The 21830-nt window shown below is 60.9% G+C and carries 22 protein-coding genes and 3 pseudogenes; 2 read left to right on the top strand and 23 right to left on the bottom strand.

Annotated elements, in window-relative coordinates:
• Window positions 1–31: 31 nt before the first annotated feature.
• The 20 genes and pseudogenes from AB4N33_RS15915 to AB4N33_RS16010 all read right to left on the bottom strand — a co-directional run bounded on the left by AB4N33_RS15915 (window position 32) and on the right by AB4N33_RS16010 (window position 15175).
• Complete coding sequence (locus AB4N33_RS15915) at window positions 32–532, bottom strand: CinA family protein (RefSeq protein WP_460117484.1); 501 nt, start codon at window positions 530–532, stop codon at window positions 32–34.
• 80 nt (window positions 533–612) lie between these two features.
• Window positions 613–1149 (bottom strand): lysis system spanin subunit, encoded by a 537-nt coding sequence (locus tag AB4N33_RS15920; protein ID WP_476457721.1) that lies wholly within the window; start codon window positions 1147–1149, stop codon window positions 613–615.
• Complete coding sequence (locus AB4N33_RS15925; RefSeq protein WP_476457722.1) at window positions 1131–1694, bottom strand: glycoside hydrolase family 19 protein; 564 nt, start codon at window positions 1692–1694, stop codon at window positions 1131–1133. Before AB4N33_RS15925 ends, AB4N33_RS15920 begins: the two co-directional genes overlap by 19 nt.
• Window positions 1691–2743 carry a phage late control D family protein gene (locus tag AB4N33_RS15930; protein ID WP_476457723.1) on the bottom strand — a complete coding sequence of 351 codons (1053 nt, stop codon included), beginning with the start codon at window positions 2741–2743 and terminating at the stop codon, window positions 1691–1693. Before AB4N33_RS15930 ends, AB4N33_RS15925 begins: the two co-directional genes overlap by 4 nt.
• Window positions 2744–2752: 9 nt before the next feature.
• Window positions 2753–2965 (bottom strand): tail protein X, encoded by a 213-nt coding sequence (locus AB4N33_RS15935; RefSeq protein ID WP_460117492.1) that lies wholly within the window; start codon window positions 2963–2965, stop codon window positions 2753–2755.
• The gene (locus AB4N33_RS15940) at window positions 2958–3341 is read right to left on the bottom strand and encodes a phage tail protein (protein WP_460117494.1); all 384 of its coding nucleotides are present in this window, start codon (window positions 3339–3341) and stop codon (window positions 2958–2960) included. The genes AB4N33_RS15935 and AB4N33_RS15940 overlap by 8 nt, the downstream gene beginning before the upstream one ends.
• Entirely contained in the window at window positions 3341–5398 is a 2058-nt protein-coding gene (locus AB4N33_RS15945; RefSeq protein ID WP_476457724.1) for a phage tail tape measure protein, read from the bottom strand. The genes AB4N33_RS15940 and AB4N33_RS15945 overlap by 1 nt, the downstream gene beginning before the upstream one ends.
• Window positions 5399–5526: 128 nt before the next feature.
• Entirely contained in the window at window positions 5527–6096 is a 570-nt protein-coding gene (locus AB4N33_RS15950; protein ID WP_460117497.1) for a phage tail assembly protein, read from the bottom strand.
• A 191-nt stretch (window positions 6097–6287) separates the two neighbouring features.
• Window positions 6288–6794, bottom strand: coding sequence for a phage major tail tube protein (locus AB4N33_RS15955; protein WP_460117499.1), 507 nt, complete (start codon window positions 6792–6794; stop codon window positions 6288–6290).
• The gene (locus AB4N33_RS15960) at window positions 6794–7960 is read right to left on the bottom strand and encodes a phage tail sheath protein (protein ID WP_460140119.1); all 1167 of its coding nucleotides are present in this window, start codon (window positions 7958–7960) and stop codon (window positions 6794–6796) included. Before AB4N33_RS15960 ends, AB4N33_RS15955 begins: the two co-directional genes overlap by 1 nt.
• A 2-nt stretch (window positions 7961–7962) precedes the next feature.
• Window positions 7963–8172: a hypothetical protein gene (locus AB4N33_RS15965; protein ID WP_460140120.1), complete on the bottom strand. Its 210-nt coding sequence runs from the start codon at window positions 8170–8172 to the stop codon at window positions 7963–7965.
• Between the two features lie 95 nt (window positions 8173–8267).
• Window positions 8268–8969, bottom strand: coding sequence for a tail fiber assembly protein (locus tag AB4N33_RS15970; RefSeq protein ID WP_476457725.1), 702 nt, complete (start codon window positions 8967–8969; stop codon window positions 8268–8270).
• A 284-nt stretch (window positions 8970–9253) separates the two neighbouring features.
• A pseudogene (locus AB4N33_RS15975) lies at window positions 9254–10459 on the bottom strand (phage tail-collar fiber domain-containing protein); the annotation flags it as partial.
• On the bottom strand, window positions 10460–11095 hold the full coding sequence (locus AB4N33_RS15980; RefSeq protein WP_476457726.1) for a phage tail protein I: 636 nt from the start codon (window positions 11093–11095) through the stop codon (window positions 10460–10462). It lies immediately after the preceding pseudogene.
• Window positions 11092–12087: a baseplate J/gp47 family protein gene (locus AB4N33_RS15985; protein ID WP_476457727.1), complete on the bottom strand. Its 996-nt coding sequence runs from the start codon at window positions 12085–12087 to the stop codon at window positions 11092–11094. The genes AB4N33_RS15980 and AB4N33_RS15985 overlap by 4 nt, the downstream gene beginning before the upstream one ends.
• Window positions 12084–12416: a phage baseplate protein gene (locus tag AB4N33_RS15990; protein ID WP_476457728.1), complete on the bottom strand. Its 333-nt coding sequence runs from the start codon at window positions 12414–12416 to the stop codon at window positions 12084–12086. Before AB4N33_RS15990 ends, AB4N33_RS15985 begins: the two co-directional genes overlap by 4 nt.
• Before the next feature lie 10 nt (window positions 12417–12426).
• Window positions 12427–13038 (bottom strand): phage baseplate assembly protein V, encoded by a 612-nt coding sequence (locus AB4N33_RS15995; RefSeq protein ID WP_460140125.1) that lies wholly within the window; start codon window positions 13036–13038, stop codon window positions 12427–12429.
• Window positions 13039–13041: 3 nt separating this feature from the next.
• Window positions 13042–13566, bottom strand: coding sequence for a hypothetical protein (locus AB4N33_RS16000; protein ID WP_476457729.1), 525 nt, complete (start codon window positions 13564–13566; stop codon window positions 13042–13044).
• A 21-nt stretch (window positions 13567–13587) separates the two neighbouring features.
• Window positions 13588–13935 (bottom strand): phage holin family protein, encoded by a 348-nt coding sequence (locus AB4N33_RS16005; protein ID WP_476457730.1) that lies wholly within the window; start codon window positions 13933–13935, stop codon window positions 13588–13590.
• Window positions 13936–14440: 505 nt separating this feature from the next.
• A complete protein-coding gene (locus tag AB4N33_RS16010) occupies window positions 14441–15175 on the bottom strand; it encodes a LexA family transcriptional regulator (RefSeq protein ID WP_460126806.1) in 735 nt (244 codons plus the stop codon).
• A 211-nt stretch (window positions 15176–15386) separates the two neighbouring features.
• On the opposite strand from AB4N33_RS16010, the pseudogene mutS reads away from it, so the two are divergent.
• Together mutS and fdxA are read left to right on the top strand one after the other, a co-directional pair.
• Window positions 15387–17952 (top strand): annotated as a pseudogene (gene mutS, locus AB4N33_RS16015) (DNA mismatch repair protein MutS).
• A 142-nt stretch (window positions 17953–18094) separates the two neighbouring features.
• Window positions 18095–18418 carry a ferredoxin FdxA gene (fdxA, locus tag AB4N33_RS16020; RefSeq protein ID WP_123465120.1) on the top strand — a complete coding sequence of 108 codons (324 nt, stop codon included), beginning with the start codon at window positions 18095–18097 and terminating at the stop codon, window positions 18416–18418.
• Between the two features lie 558 nt (window positions 18419–18976).
• Here the strand turns inward: fdxA and rpoS are convergent.
• The 3 genes and pseudogenes from rpoS to AB4N33_RS16035 form a co-directional block, all read right to left on the bottom strand.
• A pseudogene (gene rpoS, locus AB4N33_RS16025) lies at window positions 18977–19985 on the bottom strand (RNA polymerase sigma factor RpoS).
• Window positions 19986–20090: 105 nt separating this feature from the next.
• A complete protein-coding gene (locus AB4N33_RS16030) occupies window positions 20091–20948 on the bottom strand; it encodes a peptidoglycan DD-metalloendopeptidase family protein (RefSeq protein WP_476457731.1) in 858 nt (285 codons plus the stop codon).
• Window positions 20949–21159: 211 nt separating this feature from the next.
• On the bottom strand, window positions 21160–21795 hold the full coding sequence (locus tag AB4N33_RS16035) for a protein-L-isoaspartate(D-aspartate) O-methyltransferase (RefSeq protein ID WP_476458831.1): 636 nt from the start codon (window positions 21793–21795) through the stop codon (window positions 21160–21162).
• Between the last annotated feature and the right edge of the window lie 35 nt (window positions 21796–21830).

The raw sequence follows: 21830 nt of genomic DNA on the forward strand, positions 1-21830 counted from the left end.
CCAGTATTATTCCACAGGGATTCAGGCTCGCCTACCCCTGATTTGAGATTTCTGCCGAGACATGCCGTAGCAGCCCCTCTAGCGCGGCCTTCACCGTTTGTCGGCGGACTTCATCGCGATCACCGGGGAAGTGTTGCAACTCGCTGAACACTCGCTCGCCCACGCCCCAGGCCAGCCACACGGTGCCCACCGGTTTGTTTGGCGAACCGCCATCCGGCCCGGCAATACCGCTGACCGCCACGGAAAAAAACGCCCGGCTTTTTACCTGTGCGCCCCTGGCCATGGCCTCGACCACTTCACGACTGACCGCCCCCACTGTGGTGAACAACTCCACCGGCACATCCAACTGCAGGTTTTTCTGCAGGTTGGAGTAGGTGACGTACCCGGCCTCGAACCATGCCGAGCTGCCGGGAATGCGAGTGATCGCTTCAGCGATCCCGCCACCGGTACAGGACTCGGCGGTGGAGACATGGGCGTTGAGGATCTGCAATTGCCTGCCAAGGTCGGCGGCCAGTTGGGTGATTACTTTCACGGGCTTCTCCTGATGGGGCGCAATGAGACCTACCGTACACGAGCGCCTCACGCTTGCAAGTGACAGGGTCGATCCAAATGTTAGCGGATCAATGCGCGGACATACGCCTGACAAGCCTGCAACGCGATCAGCGCGCGGTCGCCGGCGTCGGTGATGGCGATAATTCGTTGAGCATGCGCCGGGTCAAGTCGGGCGCGTGGGGGGCCATGATCCACGCGGCCGGTGCCGGAGGTGGCGGGCATCGCGCAGCCTGCGCCAGCGTCGGCGGCCTCGAGGAGGACTGACAAGCGCACATCAGCAGTGGCAAGACGATCGCGCAGGCGATCCTGATCACGTTGGGCATCGCTCAATGCTCGGTAGTGGGTGTGTTCGCTGCTCGTCAATTGCTGCTCGAGCGCCTGGCGTTTTTCCTGTTCAGCCTGTTGTCGGGCGGCGGCGGCCTGGGTCAGCTGGTTGAGTGATTCGGCATACACACCCGCCTGCTGCGCAAGTTGTCGGGCGTAACGCGCATCCTGGTAACGCCAGGCCAGCGCCACCGGTCCGCCAACAAGAATCGCCAGCACCAGCCCAATGCCTGCCACTCGCCACGACAACGGCATCAAACCGAAGGTTGGCATAGCACCGCCCTCGCCCGCGCCCACAGTTGCAAGCGATTTTGCAGGCCGTTCAGGCCACCATTGATGCGCCGGGTGATGCTGTTGAACAGGTCACGGTCGGCCAGCTCATTGAGTCCGTTTTGCGCCCAGTACCACGCAGCGGATTGTGCAGCCCATTGCGCTTGCTCCAGCAGTTCCGGCCGAGCCAGCAGACGCTCATCGCCAAACAACCCTTGGCTGCATTGCAGGTAGTTGCGGCGACCGGTGATCTGGATCAGGCCCCGACCACAGTACTTTTGACCGTCGCCATCGGCTGCTGGGGTGTTGCCCAGCCGCATGGCCAGAGGGCCCGTGTCATACCGGCTCAAATACTGCTCATTGCCCAGTTCGCGCAGGTAATGCAATTGCCCGGACTCGTGACCGACCTGTGCCAGGAACGCCGCCATGCGCTTGGGGCTGGCGATGTCGTAACGGCTCATGGCGGCGTTGAGCACGGAAATAAAAACGCCCGCTTGATCGCGGGCGTCGGGCATGATCGCTTGGAGCTGTGTTTGCGTAATGTTCATCGTGTCACCGCGTCGATTGACGCCAACCCCGGCTCCGAGCGCGCATCCAGGCAGGTTGCCTCGATGCTGCAGCGATAGCTTTGCTGCCGGCTGCCACTGGCCATGACTTTGTCGATCGACCAGCGTCCGCGCATGAAGTCCGGCCAGGTGTCGTCGAGTAGAATCAACCCTTCGGCGGCCAACCCGGGGTGACCCGGGCATTCGATCTTCACCTTCAATGCCTCTCGCATCATCCTGCGCACCTCGCCTTCACCGGCTGCCCGCGCCTCGTCCGCGTTGTGATAACGCTGGCGAACGGTCTTGAACGGCGCGAGGCCGCTTTCTTCGACTCGCATCTTGCCGGCTGCCGCATCCCACCAACGCGTCTTGCAGCCCTGGTACTTGGCCCGACTGGTTTCATCGAGTGTCGCCGACGTGAACGCATGGTCACCTGGCCGATTATTGGAAGTCACCGACAATAGAACGTCGGGCAGCACCTTGCCTGACAGCGATTTCGCCTGCCCCCGGCGCGCCAGCACATACAGCTCGTTGAACGGTTTGGCGACGGCGTCGTGAAGATGCGCCAGCCGGGTCAGGAAACCCATGTCGGTTTCGTTGGACTGGTCGACGTGTTCAATTTTGATCAGCGCCAGATCCGGAGCCACCCGAGGCGAAAACCCGTGGCGTGAGGTCAACTGGCGAAACAACGCCCCCAGCGTGGTGGGCCCGTGACTGACCGAGCGTCGCTGCTTGAACCCGGTCTGGTCCGCCGCACTGAAGGGCGCCGCCGTGGCCACCAGCGTCAGGCGCAGGGGAAACAGCGTGGGCGTACGTCGCGTGACGACGAACTGGCCTTTGTCGATCAGGCCCGATTCCAGATAACCGACCCTGAGGCCGATTTTTCCCTCAAGACTGGGCAAGCCTTCGAGCCCTTCCAGGTCCAGGCTCAGGGTCAGTTGATCGGACTCGATGCCGGCGGCATCGACGTGCTGCCAGGAAATCAGGCGCTCGTTGAGCAACGCGGCGTTCGCCCCATAAATCTCCACTGCGGGAGTGAAACCCAGTGACATAGCGCCTCCTTAATCCCAGGCCGATACCGGTGCACCGATGGCGGGTCTGGAGCCCGGTTCCGGCAGCACAATCCACACCCCCGCCGGCAATACCGCCCGGTGCTCGGCGAGCATCGGATTAAGGCGCCACAGCGCTTCTTCGGCGGCATCGTCACAGCGTTCCAGCTCGCGGTACAACAACAGGTTTACCGAGTCACCGGCAATACTTCGAACTCTACGCATTGGCGAACTCCGTCAATTCAATCACCCAACCGATCACCATGGCCGTGCCGTCATCAATGACGCTCTCCTGGTTTTCGGTGACCTTCGCGATCTGCCACAAACCCCAGTTTCGACCGATGCCGTCAACCAGGGGCAGCGGAATGCGCAACGCCTGCAATTCCCGCAATTCATCGAGCCGGTCCATCGCCGTCGCGTACATCGCTCTGCCGGTGATCGTCAAAGTCTGCTGCCCCTGGCCGATCTGGCTGGATTTGGGTTTGCTGGTGAGGATGTCGATCGTTTTCCAGCCGCCGTCCGAAGTGCGTGCCAACGTGCTGTAAACGAAGTTTCGCGACAGGCCGAAAATAAAACTGCCCAACGCCATTTGCTGACGCATCACGTACCTCCATCGGTCAAGGCCGCGTCACTGCGCACAGCGAGTGGGTTGCTCATCATCAACGGCATGAACTCACCGTTAAAATGCTGGCGCAGATGGGTCATGATTTTCTCGATCAAGCGCTCGGAGTCTGTCGGATCGGCGCCATTGAGCTGAATCACCGGGGAATAGTTGACGGGGCGATTGTCTGCCGCCGTGCTGGTCAGCTCCTTGCTGACCTGGTCCGGCGACTTGAGTCGATCCGCAGCGGTGTAGACGGATTTCCCGGCATCCTCTCCCAGGCTGCTGCCGTAGTAGCTGCCCACCAAGCCACCAATAATGCCGCCCACGGCGGTACCCAGCACGGGTATGAAACTGCCGATCAAAGCGCCGGTCGCAGCACCGGCATAACCACCCGCCAGCCCGCCAACACCGGACCCGGCAGCACCGGCAGCCCCCTTGTAATCACCTGCCTGCAAGGCCTTGAGCCCCTCATAACCGGCGCTCGCCAGCGCCAGCGGCGCCCCCAGCCTCCCGGTGAACGTGCGGGCCCTGGCCCTGGAAATCGTCAGCCGGTTGCGCAGGGTTGGACGAGGGTTTGGCGGCCCTCCCGAAGGTGCCAGGATGTCCACATCCGGTTTCGACAGTTGGGTGATCGTGGCGTGGGTCACCGACGCCAGCTTTTTCACGATCGTCGTGCGCAGCGGGGTCGCAAGCGCAGCGCCGAGCAACGTCAATGTTGCCGCGACTTTCGGCAGGGTTTCCACCACCGAACTGAAGCCGCTCACGACAAGGTCGGCACTGATCATTGCCAGGTCGTCGAAGGGTCTCATGGCGCTGGCAATGGCCGTATCGAGGCGGGTCAAACTCGCATCCAGGGCGTTCCAGCGCGCTTGCGACGTGTTCCCCCGGCCTTGAGCCGTCAGGGCCATCGAACCTTCGCCGGACGCTACGCTGAAGGCAGTGTCCAGTACCTGCGGCGTCTTGACCAACTGGCTGATGCCCGCATCGCCGTCAAACAGCGTCTTGATCAACGCCCCCTGTTGTTCGATCGATTGGTTCTTGAGCCCCGCCACCACATCCTTGATGGCGCCTGGCGCGTCCGTGCGCATTCTTGCGGCCAGAGCACCCGGTTCGATATCCAGTTGTGCCCAGGCGGTTCGCTGCCCTGCCGTCACGTTGCCACCCTTGGCCATTGTCGTGCCCAGGGTTCTCAACGAAGCAGCCGCCTCGTCCTTGCCCACTGAAGCATCCAGCAAGGCGGCTGCGATAGCGGCCAGGTGCTGCGGCGCCATGCCCGCCGCCAGGCCGGCCTCGCCGCCGCGCTGTACGACGGCGCCGATGTCCGTCACAGCCGCATTCAACCTGACGCTGGTGCCCAGGCGATTGGCCGCGTTCCCCAGCTCGAGACTTTTCTCGCGATCAAGGCCCAGCGTGGTGCGCCAACCGCTCATGATCGCGCCAGCTTCCTTGATGTCGATCCGGTAGGCCGACGCCATCAAGGTACTGTCGCGCGCGAAATCCGCCAGCACCTGGCGCAAGTCCTGTGGACTGACGTCCCGGACCAGCCCTGCATCGACCGCTGCCAGTTGCGCCTGCGCCAGTTGCACACCGGTCGCACCGCTGGACGCGGTCTGTTTATCGGCGGCCAGCTTCAGGTTGTCTTCAGACATCGCTTGCAGTTGATCCGGGTCCAACTGCAATTTTTGATTGAGATCGACCATGACCGTCTGCATCGCCATCGCCGAGCGCAGATCGGCCGGTGGCGAGCGCTGTTCGACCTCAGCCTTGAGTGCCGACTTTGGCTCCGCACCTGGTGCAGGTGAAGCCACGCTGGCCTTGAGCAGCGAGTGCTGCGTCGACAGGGCCAGATTCAACGACACCAGGGTTTGACGCAGCTTTCCCTGCTCCGTGATCAACAAACGGATGTCCAGGCTGGCCATGGTCAAGTCCAGGCTCAACTGCGACAACGGACCCTTGAAGCTGTCCAGCCCTGTCGACCCGGTCGTGCCGTCGGCTTGCGAAAGCAAAATGCTGTTCATCGCAGCGCCCGACAGCGGGTATTTACTGTCTACCATCCCGCTCTACTCCTGTTTGACGCCAAGGCGAGTGATCGCGATGTCGTAGCGGCGCAACGCCTTGCCGACGTCCCACTCCAGAATCTGTGCCTCACTTACCGGGTAAATGAGCGGCACCACATCGAGGATTACTTCGATGTCGCGCTCTGAAAGAAGGCCGCCGGTTTGTTTAAAAAATCGTCGATGCGCCCCTGTAATTGCGTCCAGTCCGGCACGGTGAGCAGGGCCAGGTCAGGGATCATCAGGCCGGTGCAGTGGGCGGTGATGAATTCCGCGCGCTCCTTGGGTGTCTTGAGTTTTTTCATCGCCTTGGTTGCACGCAGGACCGGCATTTCCAGATTCAGCTCAGCCAGCGTGCGGCCCGCAACAGCAAGCGGTTGCAGCAGCGTCACTGCATCAAGCTCAGCGTCGCCCACGGGCTCGAGAAAGTACGACGTCGGCCGCGTCGACATATCGTGCACGTATTGCGCGATGCTCACGTAGTCCGGGCGCTTGAGCTGGTCGAGCTCCTTGACCGACAACCCGGTGGCCAGCAGCGCCAGCTCGAAAAACTGATCGTCTTCATCATCGCCGGCGCGGGCCAGGGCTTCTTTTTGTGCGGCGTATAGCAGGGGTTTGAGGGTGATCTGTTCGATCTGAGTACCGTCGTCGGCGGTGATCGGCGATAACAGGGTGTGGAGGGGAGGTGTCCATGTCATGGGAGAATTCCTGGGTGAAGAAGAACCGGACCTTATGGGGGATCCTTTGCAGGAAGATCCTTTGTGGGAAGATCCTTGTGGGAGCGAGCCTGCTCGCGATAGCGGTCGATCAGCCACCATTGAAGGCGCCTGACACGGCGACATCGCGAGCAGGCCCGCTCCCACAGTTTTGTCCGTGTGGGTACTGAGGATTAAGGCAACAACACTGCCCGGCGAGCATCGCCAAGAATGTCGACGCCGTTGAGCACGAACTTCTGGGTGCGCACGTCGATGTCGATCACCGGGATACCGTTTTCCAGACGGTTATAGGTGCGGCAGGAGAGTTCAAGGGTAGTGACTGGCTTGTCCCCCATCTTCATCACGGCTTCGGCCAGGGACTTCAGCTTGCCGCCGACGGTGTGGTACGTGAACCAGGTATTGCCATCCTGATCCTGACCGGCTTCACGCACGTTCAGCAGAATGTCGTCACCGAGTTTCACCCCTAGCGCCAGCATGACTTCCGGTCCCATGCCTTGCAGGGCCAGCGTGGCGCTGAGCACCGCGCCGTTCTTGACCATTTCCTCGCCGATGAATCGCCCGCCCGTCATCGTTTCCATTGCGAACTCGATCTTCGGCGGGGTGAAGCTTTCCACCGTCGCCGACAACGGCAGGCCTTGCAGGGTGGCCGCGATGGCCTGTCTTACGCGGTTGGTAAACATTAGAGAACATCCTCCAGGAACTGCTCGATGATTTCGTCACGGGCGTTGAGTTGATAGATCATGTGTTCGTTCGGCGCGTAGCGGCCGTAGTCGATCACCACGTACCAGGTGCCGTTCTTGTACTTCTCGACGCTGTTGAGTTCCGGGTGCAGGTACACGCTGCCGCCGGGGATGGTTTCGTCGGCGACCAGGGTTTGCAGCCAGTCATTGATGCGCTTGACCTCCTGGTCCATGAACGACTTGGTCAGGTTCTTGGCCATGGCTTTCTGGCCGGCCTTGACCAGCTTGCGGCTGATCGCGTCTTCCAGGCCGACGTAGCTGATGAACTTGCCGGTGACCGAGCGGTTACCCAGCAACGAGAAGCCGCCGAGAATGGTGCGGGCGTAGTAGCTGATGCCGTAGCGGTTGAGCAGGTCGCCCTCGGTGGACGTGTCGAGGATGTTGTATTCGACGACGCGCGACACGTCTTCGGCGAAGGTCGCCTGGTTGCCCGGGCTCTCCCACTGCTTGACCTTGGCCAGCGCGGCGATAGCCAGGCTCGACGGCGACAGGAACACGTTTTTCTTCGCCGCCTTGGAGTACACGGACGGCATGTTGTGCACCAGCAGGCAACGATCGAAACCCAGCTCCGCGCCGCCCAGTTCCTGGCTGTAAGCCACTTGGTCTGCCACCGCGACATCCTTGCCGTCGAGCACCACACGGGCCTTGATGCGCTTGCCAAACGAGGCGAATTCCCCGGCCAGGGCTTTGCTGGCGGTGAAGCCCGGCGCGCCGATGATGGTCAGGTCTTCGGCTACGCCACCCAACGCAGCGAGGCCGAGCTTGCGTCCGGTCAGCGGGTCGATTCCGCCGATGACATTATTCAGCGTGTCGGCCGGGGTCGCGCCCTCTTCGACGATGACCACGTAGACCGGCACCTTGACCACTTTGAGGATCTGGAACACCGCGTGATACAGCGTGCCTTCCTCGGCACCCGTCGGGTCAAGCAGCGCCTGGGTGGTGAAGCTGTTGATGCGAAACGGCGCATTGCGCGGGATCAGCGGGTCGGCCTTCGGCGCGGTGCCGATCAGGCCGATGACGTTGTCACCCAGGCCACCCATGGCCTCGGGAGATTCGCTGGCATTGACGGTAATGCCGTTGTGTTCGAAGTTCAAAACCTCAGCCATGGTTATTCAGCCTTCTTGGCAGCGGCTTTTTTCGCCGCAGTGGACGGAGAAGCCGATTCGGCGGCTTCGGTTTTTGCAAGCTCCAGGCGACCGGCGCCCAGCAACGCGCTGGCCTCGACGCCCAGCAGACTCAGTTGCTGGCCGATGCTCGACCAGTGACCACCCCCGGTGGGGAATGGACGCAGTACGGTGTAGGTTTGGCGTTCTGCCATGGGTGTTTCTCCATGAATGAAAAAGCCCCCTGGAAAGGGGGCTTAGGGGTGTGAGGGTTGCAGGGGAAAAGAAAACGCCCCGACAGTACGGGGCGTTATCCGGAAACGATGAAGCTCTCCAGGGGGGGATCGTCAAATCCCTGGGAAACGAGCCAGTGAGTCGCCAGAGCATCGTTCGGACTGGTCGGCCATTCACTGTCCTGAGGCACCCGCTCAATGGTTTCGACACGATTGAGTTCTACGCCGTAGATTTTCCATGCCTTGAGATGGGCGACCTCGGTATCGTTGGCGATGCCGAGGTCGAGCGCGTTCTGCAACGTGGCGATCATGTTCGCGCCGAGCTGGGTCAACAGGGCCTTTTTGCGTGTGGCCCTGTTCTTCAGCGCGCGCGTGGTTGCGGCCTCATCGACGATCCATTGGTCGACCTGCCATTTATCAAACCGGGTGACCGGAGCTTCGAGGGTGAAATCATCGGGCAAGTCGCCCAACTGCTCCCAGGTATAAGCTTCTGCGGTAGTCGTGTCATAGACGGTCTGGCCGCGGTAATCGGCCACCTGCTTCCAGCCATCTCCAGCCACCTTCAGGGCAACGTGACCCGGCTCACGCGCGGGCGGATCGCATCGGTAAGCGTGGGCAGGAATCAACCAAACGTGGGGCTCCAGCGGGCTGGGGTCGGCAGGTGCAGTGCCCAGGAACTCTGCAGTCACCGGGTGCACATTGCAGATGGTCGGTGGTGTCACTTGTTCCGCGAGCCACCACGACACTTCGCCTATATCGGCCGTGCGTACGTCTGACATTGTCAAAAACTCCATTAGGATGCTGATCAGTATTTGATACAGGCAAGAAAAGCCGTGTTGAGTGGCCGGGCTTCCGTGCCGCCGGAACTGGCGATGGTGATGGTGTGGGTGTGATCCCCGTTGGAACTGGTGGTCGTTCCCGCCGACCCATACCAAGGTTCGTCACCCCAGACTGCATTGCCTTCGGTCCCTGGCCCCCGATCCAGGTTGATCCAGATACCGTGCGTATGCGCGCCCGCCACCGCCGCACTGGCGGTGTGTGCGTGGGCAGCGTTCTGACTCGCCTGTGCGCTGCCGAGCGCCCGGCCAGGGTCGACGTTACGCCCGTCATCGAGGCCCCGATCGAAGTGTGCACGGGAGTCCGGCAAGTTGAACGTCGTGGCGCCATCACCCGCCCCATAGTACGTGCCGATACGGGCGAACAGCGCCGCATAGGTCGTTCGCGAAACCGCCGCGCCATTGCGCTTCAGAAAACCGGCAGGCGGCGCGGCCATGGCAAAGTGCGTGACTTCACCTACCCGGTCCCCCGCTACGCTCAGCGCAAAGGCTTCGACCTGTGCCTTGGTGTAGACATCGGTCAGCCCGTAACCCGCGACGGTGGTCGGATTGTCACCGGCAATCGCCCGACCATACTTATCCACCGTCAGGCTCTTGTACGTCCCCGCTTGAATCCCGGTCCGCCCCGCCAGCATTTCAAACACCAGCGCCGTCGTGCCCAGTTCAATCGGTCCGTTCGTCACCAGGTGCCACAACGAGTCGCCGTGAACAGCGCCCTCCTCGACCATCACCGTCAGGCTGGGGGTCACCTTGGCGTTGGTGTTGGCGTCAGCCGCACGCAACCACGCGCCATTGGCCACGATATAAATACCGTTATCCTTCGCCGTGGTTTGTGCCTTGACCAGCACCCGCTGTCCGGACACCACCGCGACGCCGTCGATTTGCTGCGCACCGCTGAGCACGATGTTGTCGGTGGTTGCCACACGCACCGATTGCTTGCCGTCGAGCTTGGCCAGTTCCTCGGCGAGGTAGCTCATCACCCACGCCCGGGTCGCCTTGACCACGGTGTCGTCGATCAGCAGCGTAACGTTGGCGGCATTGCTGGTCTCGAAAATCGAGCGGATGTAGAACTCCTTGCCCGAGCCCGATGTGGCCAGCACCGGTTTGAACGACTCCGGGTATTTGACGATGGCGTAGAGGATGCCGCTGTCGGTCCAGATCCCGGCTTCGCGCACATACCAGCCACCGTCCTCTGGCGGGATGGTCACTTCGGCGAGCAGCCAACTGGGGTTCTTCTCGTCCTGGAACAAGGCGTTGATGGGGCCGCGCCAGACTTCCCGTTTGAGCGCGGTGGCAGTGGCTGCCGGGTTGTAGACGGTGCCGCCGCCGTCGCCGACGGAAATCTGCGACAACTTGATCGGCACGCCCGCCGCCTTGCAGGCGGTTTCGTAGGCAATTCCTGCGTTGGTGAGCAGGGTGTAATAGTCGGCCATTCAGGACCCCTGTGGATAAATGGTGGAGGTTTCGACGGTGTAAAGCGCGCCAGCCATGAAGGCTTCGCCCGACACTTCGAGCCCTTCGATAACGACGGGATAAACCGTCGTCAGCTCGCCGCACACGGTGGCGGCGCCGATGACGTGGTTGCCGAAGGCGTTCAGGCCGACCGACACCGACAACACGTCGCGCTCGCTCTTGGCGTCCGCCAGGCGACGGTCCAGGCGAGCATCGATTTCGGCGCTGTAGGGTTGTTCGGTGAATGCACGCACAGAAAAACTGTACGGCGGCCCCATCGGCGTCTGTTCGTACCAGGCCTGTACCTCGGGCCTTAAACGCAGGCCCTTGGCCGCGTTTTCCAGCGCCTGTCGCGTCCCGGCCGCCCGTGCCGTGGGCCAGGCCAGCTCCACGGTCAGGCGTTTTTCCGCCTCAGCCGCTTCGGAACTCCATTCGCTGACACCACGATCCGCGCCCAAGTACGGCAGAAAAGCAAACGGCGTTTGCGCCGGATTCATCAGCTCGGGAAACGGCGGTGCGATGCGCTCAAGCAGTACGCCAAAGCCGATATCCAGGGCTTTTTCCAGCGCTGAGCTGTTGGAAGGCAACAGGCTCGCGCGAGTTTGTTCGTCACTCATAACGGCAGCACCTCGACCTCGACAGCGGTGCAGTAAGGGGCTTCGAACGCCGTGGTCACGATCGGCTCCAGCGGTTCGAGTATCTCCACTTGAACCGCCCCGGCACTGTGCAGCGTGTAATCGATCCAGCTCGGATCGACCCGCCCTTCAAGGCGATGACAGCTTTGCGCATACGCCCGCAGTTGCGCTTGCGCAGCGAGCTTGGTCAACCCCGAATCGGGGCCGGGATTAATCCTCGCGACCACGCGGATCCTGTAGTTGTGGATGTGCGCACCCTGCACCGTGACGCGGTCCGTTTCCGGCCGCACATCCGGACGGGCGAAGTGGTGGCGAACACCGTCGAGCAACGCGTCGGAGGCCGAGCCATCGCCCTCCCGGGCCAGTACCGTGACCATCACCTCGCCGGGCGCCGTACGGCGTCCATTGCCATCCTTGACCTGCGCCGCAAATCCGTCCGGCTCGAAGCTGTACGTCACCGTCACCTCGCCCGGTGCCTGGGTATCGACCCTCACCACCGGACGCTCACCGAGGGTGAACACCTCGCGCCGATACTGCATGCGCGAACCGGCGGCCGGTGCATGGGGCGCCAGGTAGTAACGCAACCGGGCGTCATCGTCGCTCTCGTACTGCGCCAATACCGGTGGAAAGGCCTGAGGATCGCCAGGGTCAAGCAACTGCCGCTCCAGCCCCATGTCGGCGAGCCGGGCATCCAGGTTGCTGCCGGTTGCCCACCAGGCCAGCATCTGCTTGATGCGGGCGTTGTATTTGCGCTCGTGCAATTGCAGCCGCACGCAAAAGGCTTCAAGCGCCAGGGTCAGCAACTCGCTTTCGTTTTCCAGGCTGATCTTGAGCTTTGCCGCCGTTTGCGGTGAGCGGGCGCCAACGTACTCGACGACAAACGTCTTGAACTCGGCGAGCAAGTCTTCGAACGCCTGCACCGTGACGATCGAAGGCTCGGCCAACTGGTTCTGGCCAGGGATCAACATGCTCATGTCACCACCTCGAAGGTTTGCTGTCGGTTGTTCCAGGTGCCTGCAAAGCGCAACACCAGACCCGCGCCGCGACGGCTGGCGACGATCGCCTGCGGCTGGAAATCAGCGATGCCGTTGTGTTCGTTGTAGAAGGCCTGCGCCGCGTGGCTCTGGGCGAGGAGCAATAGGTCGTCGCCGAGGTTGCGACCCAGCAGGCCCGGGATCAGCGAGCCATACAGCGGACGCTTCTGCCGGGTGCCCAAAGGCGTGGTCAGTGCCCGGGTGGCGCGCTGCACAAACTGCGGCCAATCGTCGACCGACGCCCCGGTGTTTCTATCGATTCCGATCATGGGAGACTCTTTATGCGGTACTGATGACGCGGCCCTGGTGATCCACCACCGGGCCGCTCAGGTGCACACCGGAAGCGTCGAGTCGCAAGCCGACCGCGCCCAGTTGCAACTCGATGACCTGGGGAGTGATCAGCAGGCTCGCGGGGCCGAGGTTCAACTCGAGCGCTTCACGAGAGCCACTGAACGCCGCCGGGCCGTTCTTCCAGTGCAAGGCATGACGGGCGTCGTCGTAGCCACTTTCCGTCCCGTCCGAATAAAGCCGACGCGTCAGCGAAGCCTGGGTCGAGGCGGGAGGAAACTGGTTACCGTTGAGCCCGAACAACGCCACCGATTGCGCGCCACCCGCACCGCCGCCATGGTTGAGCAGCAAGCATTGCTCGCCGACCGTGGGAATCCGCGACTCGCTTTGTGCCCCGGCGCTGGGGTTGAAAAAACGAATCGCCGGGGTCAGCAACTCACCGTGGCTGACCTTGCAGGTGTTGCTGGCGGCGTCGACTTCCTGGCAAACGCCGATTCGGCACAGGCTGTCGGTGCGCCGGTAAAGGTCCTCCAGCTCCGTCTCCATCTCGGCCAGACGCTCGATGATCGGGCCAAGCTGCTGGCGTAAAAGCGCATCAAACATGGCTCAGTCCTCCAGCTCGGTGTATTGGTCCGGGTCGTCGATGTTCGAGACTTCCCAGGTCCTGGCGAATTTTGGGATGCCCAGCGGGTCGTCCAACAGCAGCGCACCGAGGTACAGCGTCTGGTTGAACGACAGGGTCCAGGCGGAATATTCCAGTGCATCGTTGAGAAAGATCGACGGCGAGGCGTTGATGTTTTCGGGCAGGTCGCATTGGCTGCGCGCCAAACCCCAGCGGCTATCGGTGATCAACCCCTTGAGCACGCTGGCGAGATCGCAAGCGGCCAAACCGGGATCGTCCAGCGTCGGCGCCGTGACGACTTGCAGTGAAACCGTCAGGACGTGGGCGATCCGACCGTCATTGGCGCGATTGCCGAAGGTATTGCCTTCGACGGCGATCAGGGCCCAGGCCTGGTCGAAGGTGCCGTCGAAGTGCTGGCGACTTGCGACTTTCAAACCCAGGTGGGCTGCCCCCAGGGTTTGGGAGATGGCGAGCAGCAGCTGCGACGGTTTGTCGATGTCGAGGGGCATACATGGCTTCCTGTGTCGGGATTACTGATCGGGCCGGGAATCCGGCGGGGGCACATCGCACACGCCGATGCGCTTGGCCGCCCACCGTTCGTAAAGGCCAATAGCGACATCGGCACCGGCCATCGCGGTGAGGCAACCGAACGCCCCGGCCACCCAGATCGACAGGCCAGCGGCGTACAGCAGCATGAGCGCCGACACCCCGCAGATCATGCAGGCGCCGGAGCGCAGGGCGAGGCGCCGCAGCAACGACCAGCCGCGAGCGCCCTCCTTGTCGGCACGCCACATCTCGCCGGACACCCCACCCAACAGCGCCAGCACGATGACCAGCCAGATCGGTATGTCCAGCAACGCTTGTTGCTCGTTTGTCATGTCGGGCCTCCTTGGAGTGATTGATGAGCGGTTTGGCTTCTTGTAGCGATGCGTATGGTTGGCATTCCAAAATGCCTGGCTGCGCGCCAGGCATTTTCAGTAATGCGGTCCTTCGCGTTCCTTTGTTCCTTGTTGACCTTTCGGCGCGACTGGCGCGGTACGGGTCCATTCAAATTGTTTTTCCGACCGCGGTCCCTGCCCGCCGGATAACTGCTTTTGGTGCTTTACGCTGCACACCCGGGTCAGTTGCCAACCCTCTGAACCGTTGAGGCCGGTTCATCGCTGCCTTGTGGTGGAACTAAAGAGCTTCGTTTCGAGCCGGCTTTGTCGAGCGGCTTGAGACGAAGAATATGCATGGATGCATATACAGTCAATGCACAAATGCATTTATTTATGCATTAGATTTGCGCGAATGCATGAAAGCCTTGCTGGCAAAGGCGTTGACGGTTTCCGACAGGCGAAAAAAAACCCACCAGATGGCGGGTTTTATCTAACAGGGGTCGGGTTAGCGGGCGTACATGCCCCACCAGAAGACGTGACCGAGGATGACGATTTGCTCTTCCTGCATTTCCTGGAAGCTGTAGTCTTCATCCGGATGCTCATCACGATTGAAGCTGCGCAGGCGAATGCCGGTCGGCAGGCGATACAGCTGTTTTACCCGCAATTGGCCGTTGTGGTTGATGGCATAAAGATCGCCATCGACGATGTCGCCGATACCGCTCTTGCCAGCGTTGACGCCCACGGTGGCGCCGTCACGCAGCACCGGCAACATGCTGTTGCCACGCACGGTGACACACTTGGCCTGGTCGAACTGCACGCCATTGTGGCGCAGGCTGCGCTTGCCGAATCGCAGGCTTGAGCGCTCGCTTTCTTCGATGACGAATCTTCCTGATCCCGCAGCCAATTCAACCTCGCGAAGAAAGGGGACCGAGACCTCGTCGTCATCGACGGGGGTATCGTCGTCCCACAGACTTATGTCCTTGAGTTCCGAATGCAATTCATCGCGCCCGGCACTCGTGGAGGAAGCAACATCCACGCGCCCTCGAAGCTGGTCGGTGCTCACGGCGAAGTATTCGGCGATCTTCGAGATGTGCTTGTCCGAAGGGTCGACGATCTTGCCGCTGAGAATTCGCGACAGTGTGGATTGAGGCACGCCGGTCCGACGGTGAAGCTCCGTGGGGGAGATCCCGTGCTGGTCGAGCAGCGCTCTTAATACGGTAGAAACATTGCGTTTTTGCATATCGCGCATAGTGCTTGATCTTTTTTGCGAAGACAAATGCTGTTTTGCATAATAAGTGCATAACGATGGATATGTTTCCCGAGGCTTTCATGCCTGCGTCGGGCGGACTGCCCATGGTAACCTTGCGCCCATCGCGCAAAAAGCCGGGCCGATGCCCCGCCCTTACCCCACACCTTTGAACGAATCTGTCTGATACCCGATGAATAAAGCACTGTCCGATCTGTCCTCGCACACGCCGATGATGCAGCAATACTGGCGCCTGAAGAACCAGCATCCAGACCAGCTCATGTTCTATCGCATGGGCGATTTCTACGAGATCTTCTACGAAGACGCGAAGAAGGCGGCCAAATTGCTGGACATCACCCTGACCGCCCGCGGGCAGTCGGCCGGCCAGGCGATTCCGATGTGGGATTCCTTACCACGCGGCGGAAGGTTACTTGGCGAAACTGGTCAAGCTGGGCGAATCGGTGGTGATCTGCGAGCAGGTCGGCGACCCGGCCACCAGCAAGGGGCCGGTCGAACGACAGGTGGTGCGCATCATCACGCCGGGCACCATCAGTGACGAAGCGTTGCTCGATGAACGCCGGGACAACCTGATTGCGGCGGTACTGGGCGACGAGCGCCTGTTTGGCCTGTCGGTGCTGGACATCACCAGCGGCAACTTCTCGGTGCTGGAAATCAAGGGTTGGGAAAACCTGCTGGCGGAACTGGAACGGATCAACCCGGTGGAGCTGTTGATCCCGGATGATTGGCCGAAGGATTTGCCTGCGGAAAAACGTCGTGGGGTTCGTCGCCGTGCACCGTGGGACTTCGAGCGCGACTCGGCACTGAAAAGCCTTTGCCAGCAGTTTTCCACCCAGGACCTCAAGGGCTTTGGTTGCGAGAACCTGACCCTGGCCATCGGCGCCGCCGGTTGCCTGCTGGCCTACGCCAAGGAAACCCAGCGCACCGCCCTGCCCCATTTGCGCAGCCTGCGCCATGAGCGCCTGGACGACACCGTGGTGCTCGATGGTGCGAGCCGTCGCAACCTGGAACTGGACGTCAATCTGTCCGGCGGGCGAGACAACACATTGCAATCGGTGGTCGACCGTTGCCAGACCGCGATGGGCAGCCGCTTGCTCACCCGCTGGTTGAACCGTCCGTTGCGCGACCTGACCGTGCTGCTGGCGCGCCAGACCTCGATCACTTGTCTGCTCGATGGCTACCGGTTCGAAAGGCTGCAACCGCAGCTCAAGGAAATCGGTGACATCGAACGGATTCTCGCGCGCATCGGCCTGCGCAACGCCCGTCCTCGCGACCTCGCCCGCCTGCGCGATGCGCTGGGTGCCCTGCCCGAGTTGCAGGTTGCGATGGCCGAGCTGGACACGCCGCACATCATCCAACTGGCAACAACCACCAGCACCTACCCGGAACTGGCGGCCTTGCTGGAAAAAGCGATCATCGACAACCCGCCGGCGGTCATCCGGGACGGCGGCGTACTGAAAACCGGTTACGACAGCGAACTCGACGAGCTGCAATCGCTGAGCGAGAACGCAGGGCAATTCCTGATCGACCTGGAAGCCCGGGAAAAGGCACGCACCGGCCTGTCGCATCTGAAAGTCGGCTACAACCGCATTCATGGCTACTTCATCGAACTGCCGAGCAAGCAGGCCGAGTCGGCGCCGGCGGACTACATTCGGCGCCAGACGCTCAAGGGCGCCGAGCGCTTCATTACGCCGGAACTCAAGGCCTTCGAAGACAAGGCGCTGTCGGCCAAGAGCCGTGCGCTGGCCCGCGAGAAGATGCTCTACGAAGCCCTGCTCGAAGACCTGATCGCCCAATTGCCGCCCCTGCAAGACACTGCGGCGGCGCTGGCCGAGCTCGACGTGCTGAGCAACCTCGCTGAGCGCGCGCTCAACCTTGACCTCAACTGCCCGCGCTTCGTTGACGAGCCGTGCATGCGCATCAGCCAGGGTCGTCACCCGGTGGTCGAGCAGGTACTGACCACGCCGTTCGTGGCCAACGACCTGAGCCTTGATGACAATACGCGGATGCTGGTGATCACCGGCCCGAACATGGGTGGTAAATCCACCTACATGCGCCAGACCGCACTGATCGTGCTGCTGGCCCATATTGGTAGCTTCGTACCGGCGGCCAGTTGCGAATTGTCGCTGGTGGATCGGATCTTCACGCGGATCGGTTCCAGTGACGACCTGGCCGGTGGTCGTTCGACCTTCATGGTCGAAATGAGCGAAACCGCAAATATCCTGCACAACGCCACCGATCGTAGCCTGGTGCTGATGGACGAAGTCGGTCGCGGTACCAGTACTTTTGACGGCCTGTCCCTGGCCTGGGCTGCGGCAGAACGTCTCGCCCAACTGCGTGCCTACACGCTGTTCGCCACCCACTATTTTGAGCTGACGGTGCTGCCGGAAGCCCAACCGCTGGTGGCCAACGTGCACCTCAATGCCACCGAGCACAACGAGCGTATCGTGTTCCTGCACCACGTGCTGCCCGGCCCTGCCAGTCAGAGCTATGGCCTGGCAGTGGCCCAGCTGGCCGGGGTTCCGAGCGAAGTGATCGTGCGCGCCCGTGAGCATTTGGGGCGCCTGGAAGCCACCGCGCTGCCCCATGAAGCCCCCAAGCCCGTCAAGGGTAAACCGGTCGCGCCGCAGCAGAGCGATCTGTTCGCCAGCCTGCCACACCCGGTCCTGGATGAACTGGCGAAACTGGATCTCGATGACCTGACACCGCGTCGGGCGCTCGAAATGCTCTATACACTGAAGACACGGATCTAACGCACTTCGCCTTCAAGCTGTTAGAATCTCGCGCGGTTCGGGATGCTGCAGGCTAATAGCCTGGTCTGCAGACTATCGCTCCCGAACCTGGCGACCCCAACGTGAAGGGGTCCGCTGCCGCCGCCTGAGGAGAAAATTAGAAATGACCTTCGTCGTCACCGACAACTGCATCAAGTGCAAGTACACCGACTGCGTAGAAGTCTGTCCGGTGGACTGCTTTTACGAAGGCCCGAACTTCCTGGTGATTCACCCGGATGAGTGCATTGACTGCGCCCTGTGCGAGCCAGAATGCCCAGCCGTGGCCATCTTCTCCGAAGATGAAGTACCGGAAGACATGCAGGAATTCATTCAGCTGAACGTTGAGCTGGCCGAAGTCTGGCCGAACATCACCGAGAAGAAAGAATCCCTGCCTGATGCCGAAGAGTGGGATGGCGTCAAAGGCAAGATCAAGGATCTCGAGCGCTGATCGCCCCGCGCTCCCGAAAGGCCCCTTGCGGGCCTTTTTGCTTTTCTGCAGACAAAAAAAGGGGCGGTTTGACCCGCCCACATTTTTTCCCTATTCCCTGTGTTCCTTTTCATCATCCTGATGAATTGCATCCAGCAATGTCCATTCCCCTCGTCCGTGAAGGGCGTGTCAGTCCGTCGACACAGCCCCGATACTAGAGCGTTCCCCGATGGACGCAAACCGGCCCGGGCAGTCGGCCAGAGAGACTGATGGCGAGCGCTTTCTTTTAAATATCCTGCCTATTCAATCAGATAGCGTTCGAACACGAGCTCGATAGGCATCCGCCAAGGTGTAAAAATAACGAACACTTACGACAGAGTAAGCAAAAGCGTACAAGGCGACGCTGAAAAGGTGACCCGTAGGAGCTTCATCGATAACGCTGGCGGCCTGGCACTGCGCGGTGCCCTTGCAATCATCGCGAGCAAGCTTGCTCCTACAGGGGATCAGGTATCTGGGCAGCAGGCATAAAAAAACCCCGATCATTTCGGGGCTTTTTGGCTGACAGCTCAAGCGACTCGCTTACTGAAACAGCGACTCACTCGACAGGCCATTCTTTTCCAGGATTTCACGCAGGCGCTTCAAGCCTTCCACCTGGATCTGCCGGACCCGTTCCCTGGTCAAACCTATTTCCAGGCCTACATCTTCCAGCGTGCTGCTCTCATGACCGCGCAGGCCGAAGCGACGTATCACCACCTCGCGCTGCTTGTCGGTCAACTCCGAGAGCCACTGATCAATGCTCTGTGACAGGTCGTCATCCTGCAACAGTTCGCACGGATCGGTCGGGCGCTCATCGGTAAGGGTGTCCAGCAGGGTTTTATCAGAATCCGGACCCAGCGAGACGTCGACCGAAGAAACCCGCTCATTCAAGCCGAGCATGCGCTTGACCTCTCCTACCGGTTTTTCCAGCAGGTTGGCGATTTCTTCGGGTGAGGGTTCGTGATCGAGCTTTTGCGTCAGTTCCCAGTGCGGCCCGCAGGTACACGTTGAGTTCCTTGACCACATGGATCGGCAACCGGATGGTCCGGGTCTGATTCATGATTGCGCGCTCGATGGTTTGACGAATCCACCAGGTTGCGTAGGTCGAAAAGCGGAATCCACGTTCGGGGTCGAACTTCTCCACCGCCCGGATCAGTCCGAGGTTGCCCTCTTCGATCAGGTCCAGGAGCGACAAGCCACGATTGACGTAGCGACGGGCGATTTTCACCACCAGCCGCAAGTTGCTTTCAATCATGCGTTTGCGTCCAGCTGGATCACCACTTTGCGACAAGCGTGCAAAGTGAACTTCTTCTTCGGGGGACAGCAGAGGGGAAAAGCCGATTTCATTGAGATACAGCTGCGTGGCATCGAGCGCACGCGTGTAATCAATGTATTTGTGTTGCTTCAACGTTGCGGAGTGTTTGGATTTGGCACGAACGGAAGGTGGAGCCGCCCCTTCATCATTCGACATCGAATCCATACCGATGCCGGTCTCCATCAGGAGAACCTCATCGTCGATGTCAAACTCCGGCACTTCTTTACTGAGAGCCATTGTTATAGTCCTTTGGTGAGTTCGACCTCAAGCTCGAGCGGCGCCTTTATCCTTGGCAACGCTGGAGCCTGTTCCCTCTACGTGATGGAACAGGCTGGAAACAAATCAACGACGTGGCAGGAACTGCAGCGGATCTACTGGTTTACCTTGTCGGCGAATCTCAAAATGCAGTTTCACCCGGTCCGTACCCGTTGACCCCATTTCGGCAATTGTCTGTCCGACCTTGACCTGCTGCCCCTCCCGAACCAACAGCCTGCGGTTGTGACCGTAGGCACTGACGTAGGTATCGCTGTGTTTGATGATGACTAATTCGCCGTAGCCCCTTAAGCCACTCCCGGCGTACACCACCGTCCCATCAGACGCAGCTAAAACAGGCTGTCCCAAATCTCCGGCGATATCAATTCCTTTATTCAAACTACCGTTTGAAGAGAATTTTCCAATTAAAATGCCATTAGAAGGCCACCCCCAGCCGGTCGGGGCCGGGCCTGGAGCGGGGATCGGAGCAGGTGCAGGCTTGTTTGCGACAGACGGTGATACCACCGTCGTGGTCGTCGTTGCGCCATTTGGCTGGCGTCGAATGACCGTGGTTTTACTGGACGACGACGGTGCTGAAACGGGCGCGACCGCGACCGGTGCCGGCGTTGATCCGGTGCGCCCGTCGAAGCGAATCGTCTGACCAGGGTGAATGGTGTAGGGCGCAGGAATGTTGTTGCGCGCCGCCAGCGCCTTGTAGTCCCAGCCGTAGCGAAATGCGATGGAGAACAGGGTGTCTTTGGGTCGAACCACATACTGGCCCGTGGTCACAGCCGGACGCTGGGCGGCGGCATTGTTGCGATCGACGACACGCACATCGCTGGATTTATTGCTGGAACAACCGACCAGCAAGGTGCTCAAGACAAGGCCAGTCACCAGGCGCTGAAAGCTCGTTTTACCCATACGCTGCGCTATGACTGTGAGACTCACCCGCCGCTCCCTTTGTGCTGGCTGAAATGTTGGAATGCCATGTTGCGGCATGAAGTGTCGCAAGTATAACGGGCCGTGCAGGCTTTACCTTTAATGGATCGAGTTGGCCTCGCGCACACGTTTGCTGCCTGCCGTTGAATCCCGTTTAACCGATCGATGCTGCTGTAAGACAGAGGCCATCGAAGAGAATTCAGCACGCTTGAACAAATGCTCAGGCCAGTGGCCCGTTGAGCAGCGGGACAAAACGTACCGCTCCCAGAACTCGCCTGGAAAATCCGTGCTCCTCGCGGATGATCAGCATTAATTGCTGGACCTCGCCTGAGCCAACCGGAATGACCAGTCGTCCTCCCGGCGCCAACTGATCGAGCAATGCCTGCGGCACATCGGTAGCCACCGCAGTCACAATGATGCCGTTGTACGGCGCCAGCGCTGGCCACCCTTCCCAGCCATCGCCCCAACGGAACACTACGTTGCGCAGGTTGAGATCGAGCAGTCGCTCCTTGGCGCGATCCTGCAACACCTTGATGCGCTCGACGGAGAACACCCGCTCGACGAGTTGTGACAGGATCGCGGTCTGATAACCCGATCCGGTGCCGATTTCCATGACCTTGTCCAGCGGCCCCGCCTCCAGCAACAGCTCGCTCATGCGAGCCACCATGTAAGGCTGAGAGATCGTCTGGTTGTTGCCAATCGGCAACGCCGTGTCTTCATAGGCACGGTGCGCCAGCGCTTCGTCGACGAACAGGTGACGCGGCGTGCGACGTATCACTTCCAGCACCTTGGCGTTGCTGATGCCTTCTTCGTACAACCGCTGCATCAGACGCTCGCGCGTGCGCTGCGAGGTCATGCCGATGCCGCGGTGCATCGGGTCTTGTTCACGAG

It is taken from the genome of Pseudomonas sp. S1_E05, from assembly GCF_056337105.1.

What these genes read in the sequence shown, in the direction of transcription:
- AB4N33_RS15920 (WP_476457721.1), bottom strand. Translation starts at nt 1,149, where the DNA reads ATGCCAACCTTCGGTTTGATGCCGTTGTCGTGGCGAGTGGCAGGCATT.
- AB4N33_RS15925 (WP_476457722.1), bottom strand. Translation starts at nt 1,694, where the DNA reads ATGAACATTACGCAAACACAGCTCCAAGCGATCATGCCCGACGCCCGC.
- AB4N33_RS15930 (WP_476457723.1), bottom strand. Translation starts at nt 2,743, where the DNA reads ATGTCACTGGGTTTCACTCCCGCAGTGGAGATTTATGGGGCGAACGCC.
- AB4N33_RS15935 (WP_460117492.1), bottom strand. Translation starts at nt 2,965, where the DNA reads ATGCGTAGAGTTCGAAGTATTGCCGGTGACTCGGTAAACCTGTTGTTG.
- AB4N33_RS15940 (WP_460117494.1), bottom strand. Translation starts at nt 3,341, where the DNA reads ATGCGTCAGCAAATGGCGTTGGGCAGTTTTATTTTCGGCCTGTCGCGA.
- AB4N33_RS15945 (WP_476457724.1), bottom strand. Translation starts at nt 5,398, where the DNA reads ATGGTAGACAGTAAATACCCGCTGTCGGGCGCTGCGATGAACAGCATT.
- AB4N33_RS15950 (WP_460117497.1), bottom strand. Translation starts at nt 6,096, where the DNA reads ATGACATGGACACCTCCCCTCCACACCCTGTTATCGCCGATCACCGCC.
- AB4N33_RS15955 (WP_460117499.1), bottom strand. Translation starts at nt 6,794, where the DNA reads ATGTTTACCAACCGCGTAAGACAGGCCATCGCGGCCACCCTGCAAGGC.
- AB4N33_RS15960 (WP_460140119.1), bottom strand. Translation starts at nt 7,960, where the DNA reads ATGGCTGAGGTTTTGAACTTCGAACACAACGGCATTACCGTCAATGCC.
- AB4N33_RS15965 (WP_460140120.1), bottom strand. Translation starts at nt 8,172, where the DNA reads ATGGCAGAACGCCAAACCTACACCGTACTGCGTCCATTCCCCACCGGG.
- AB4N33_RS15970 (WP_476457725.1), bottom strand. Translation starts at nt 8,969, where the DNA reads ATGTCAGACGTACGCACGGCCGATATAGGCGAAGTGTCGTGGTGGCTC.
- AB4N33_RS15980 (WP_476457726.1), bottom strand. Translation starts at nt 11,095, where the DNA reads ATGAGTGACGAACAAACTCGCGCGAGCCTGTTGCCTTCCAACAGCTCA.
- AB4N33_RS15985 (WP_476457727.1), bottom strand. Translation starts at nt 12,087, where the DNA reads ATGAGCATGTTGATCCCTGGCCAGAACCAGTTGGCCGAGCCTTCGATC.
- AB4N33_RS15990 (WP_476457728.1), bottom strand. Translation starts at nt 12,416, where the DNA reads ATGATCGGAATCGATAGAAACACCGGGGCGTCGGTCGACGATTGGCCG.
- AB4N33_RS15995 (WP_460140125.1), bottom strand. Translation starts at nt 13,038, where the DNA reads ATGTTTGATGCGCTTTTACGCCAGCAGCTTGGCCCGATCATCGAGCGT.
- AB4N33_RS16000 (WP_476457729.1), bottom strand. Translation starts at nt 13,566, where the DNA reads ATGCCCCTCGACATCGACAAACCGTCGCAGCTGCTGCTCGCCATCTCC.
- AB4N33_RS16005 (WP_476457730.1), bottom strand. Translation starts at nt 13,935, where the DNA reads ATGACAAACGAGCAACAAGCGTTGCTGGACATACCGATCTGGCTGGTC.
- AB4N33_RS16010 (WP_460126806.1), bottom strand. Translation starts at nt 15,175, where the DNA reads ATGCAAAAACGCAATGTTTCTACCGTATTAAGAGCGCTGCTCGACCAG.
- fdxA (WP_123465120.1), top strand. Translation starts at nt 18,095, where the DNA reads ATGACCTTCGTCGTCACCGACAACTGCATCAAGTGCAAGTACACCGAC.
- AB4N33_RS16035 (WP_476458831.1), bottom strand. Translation starts at nt 21,795, where the DNA reads ATGACCTCGCAGCGCACGCGCGAGCGTCTGATGCAGCGGTTGTACGAA.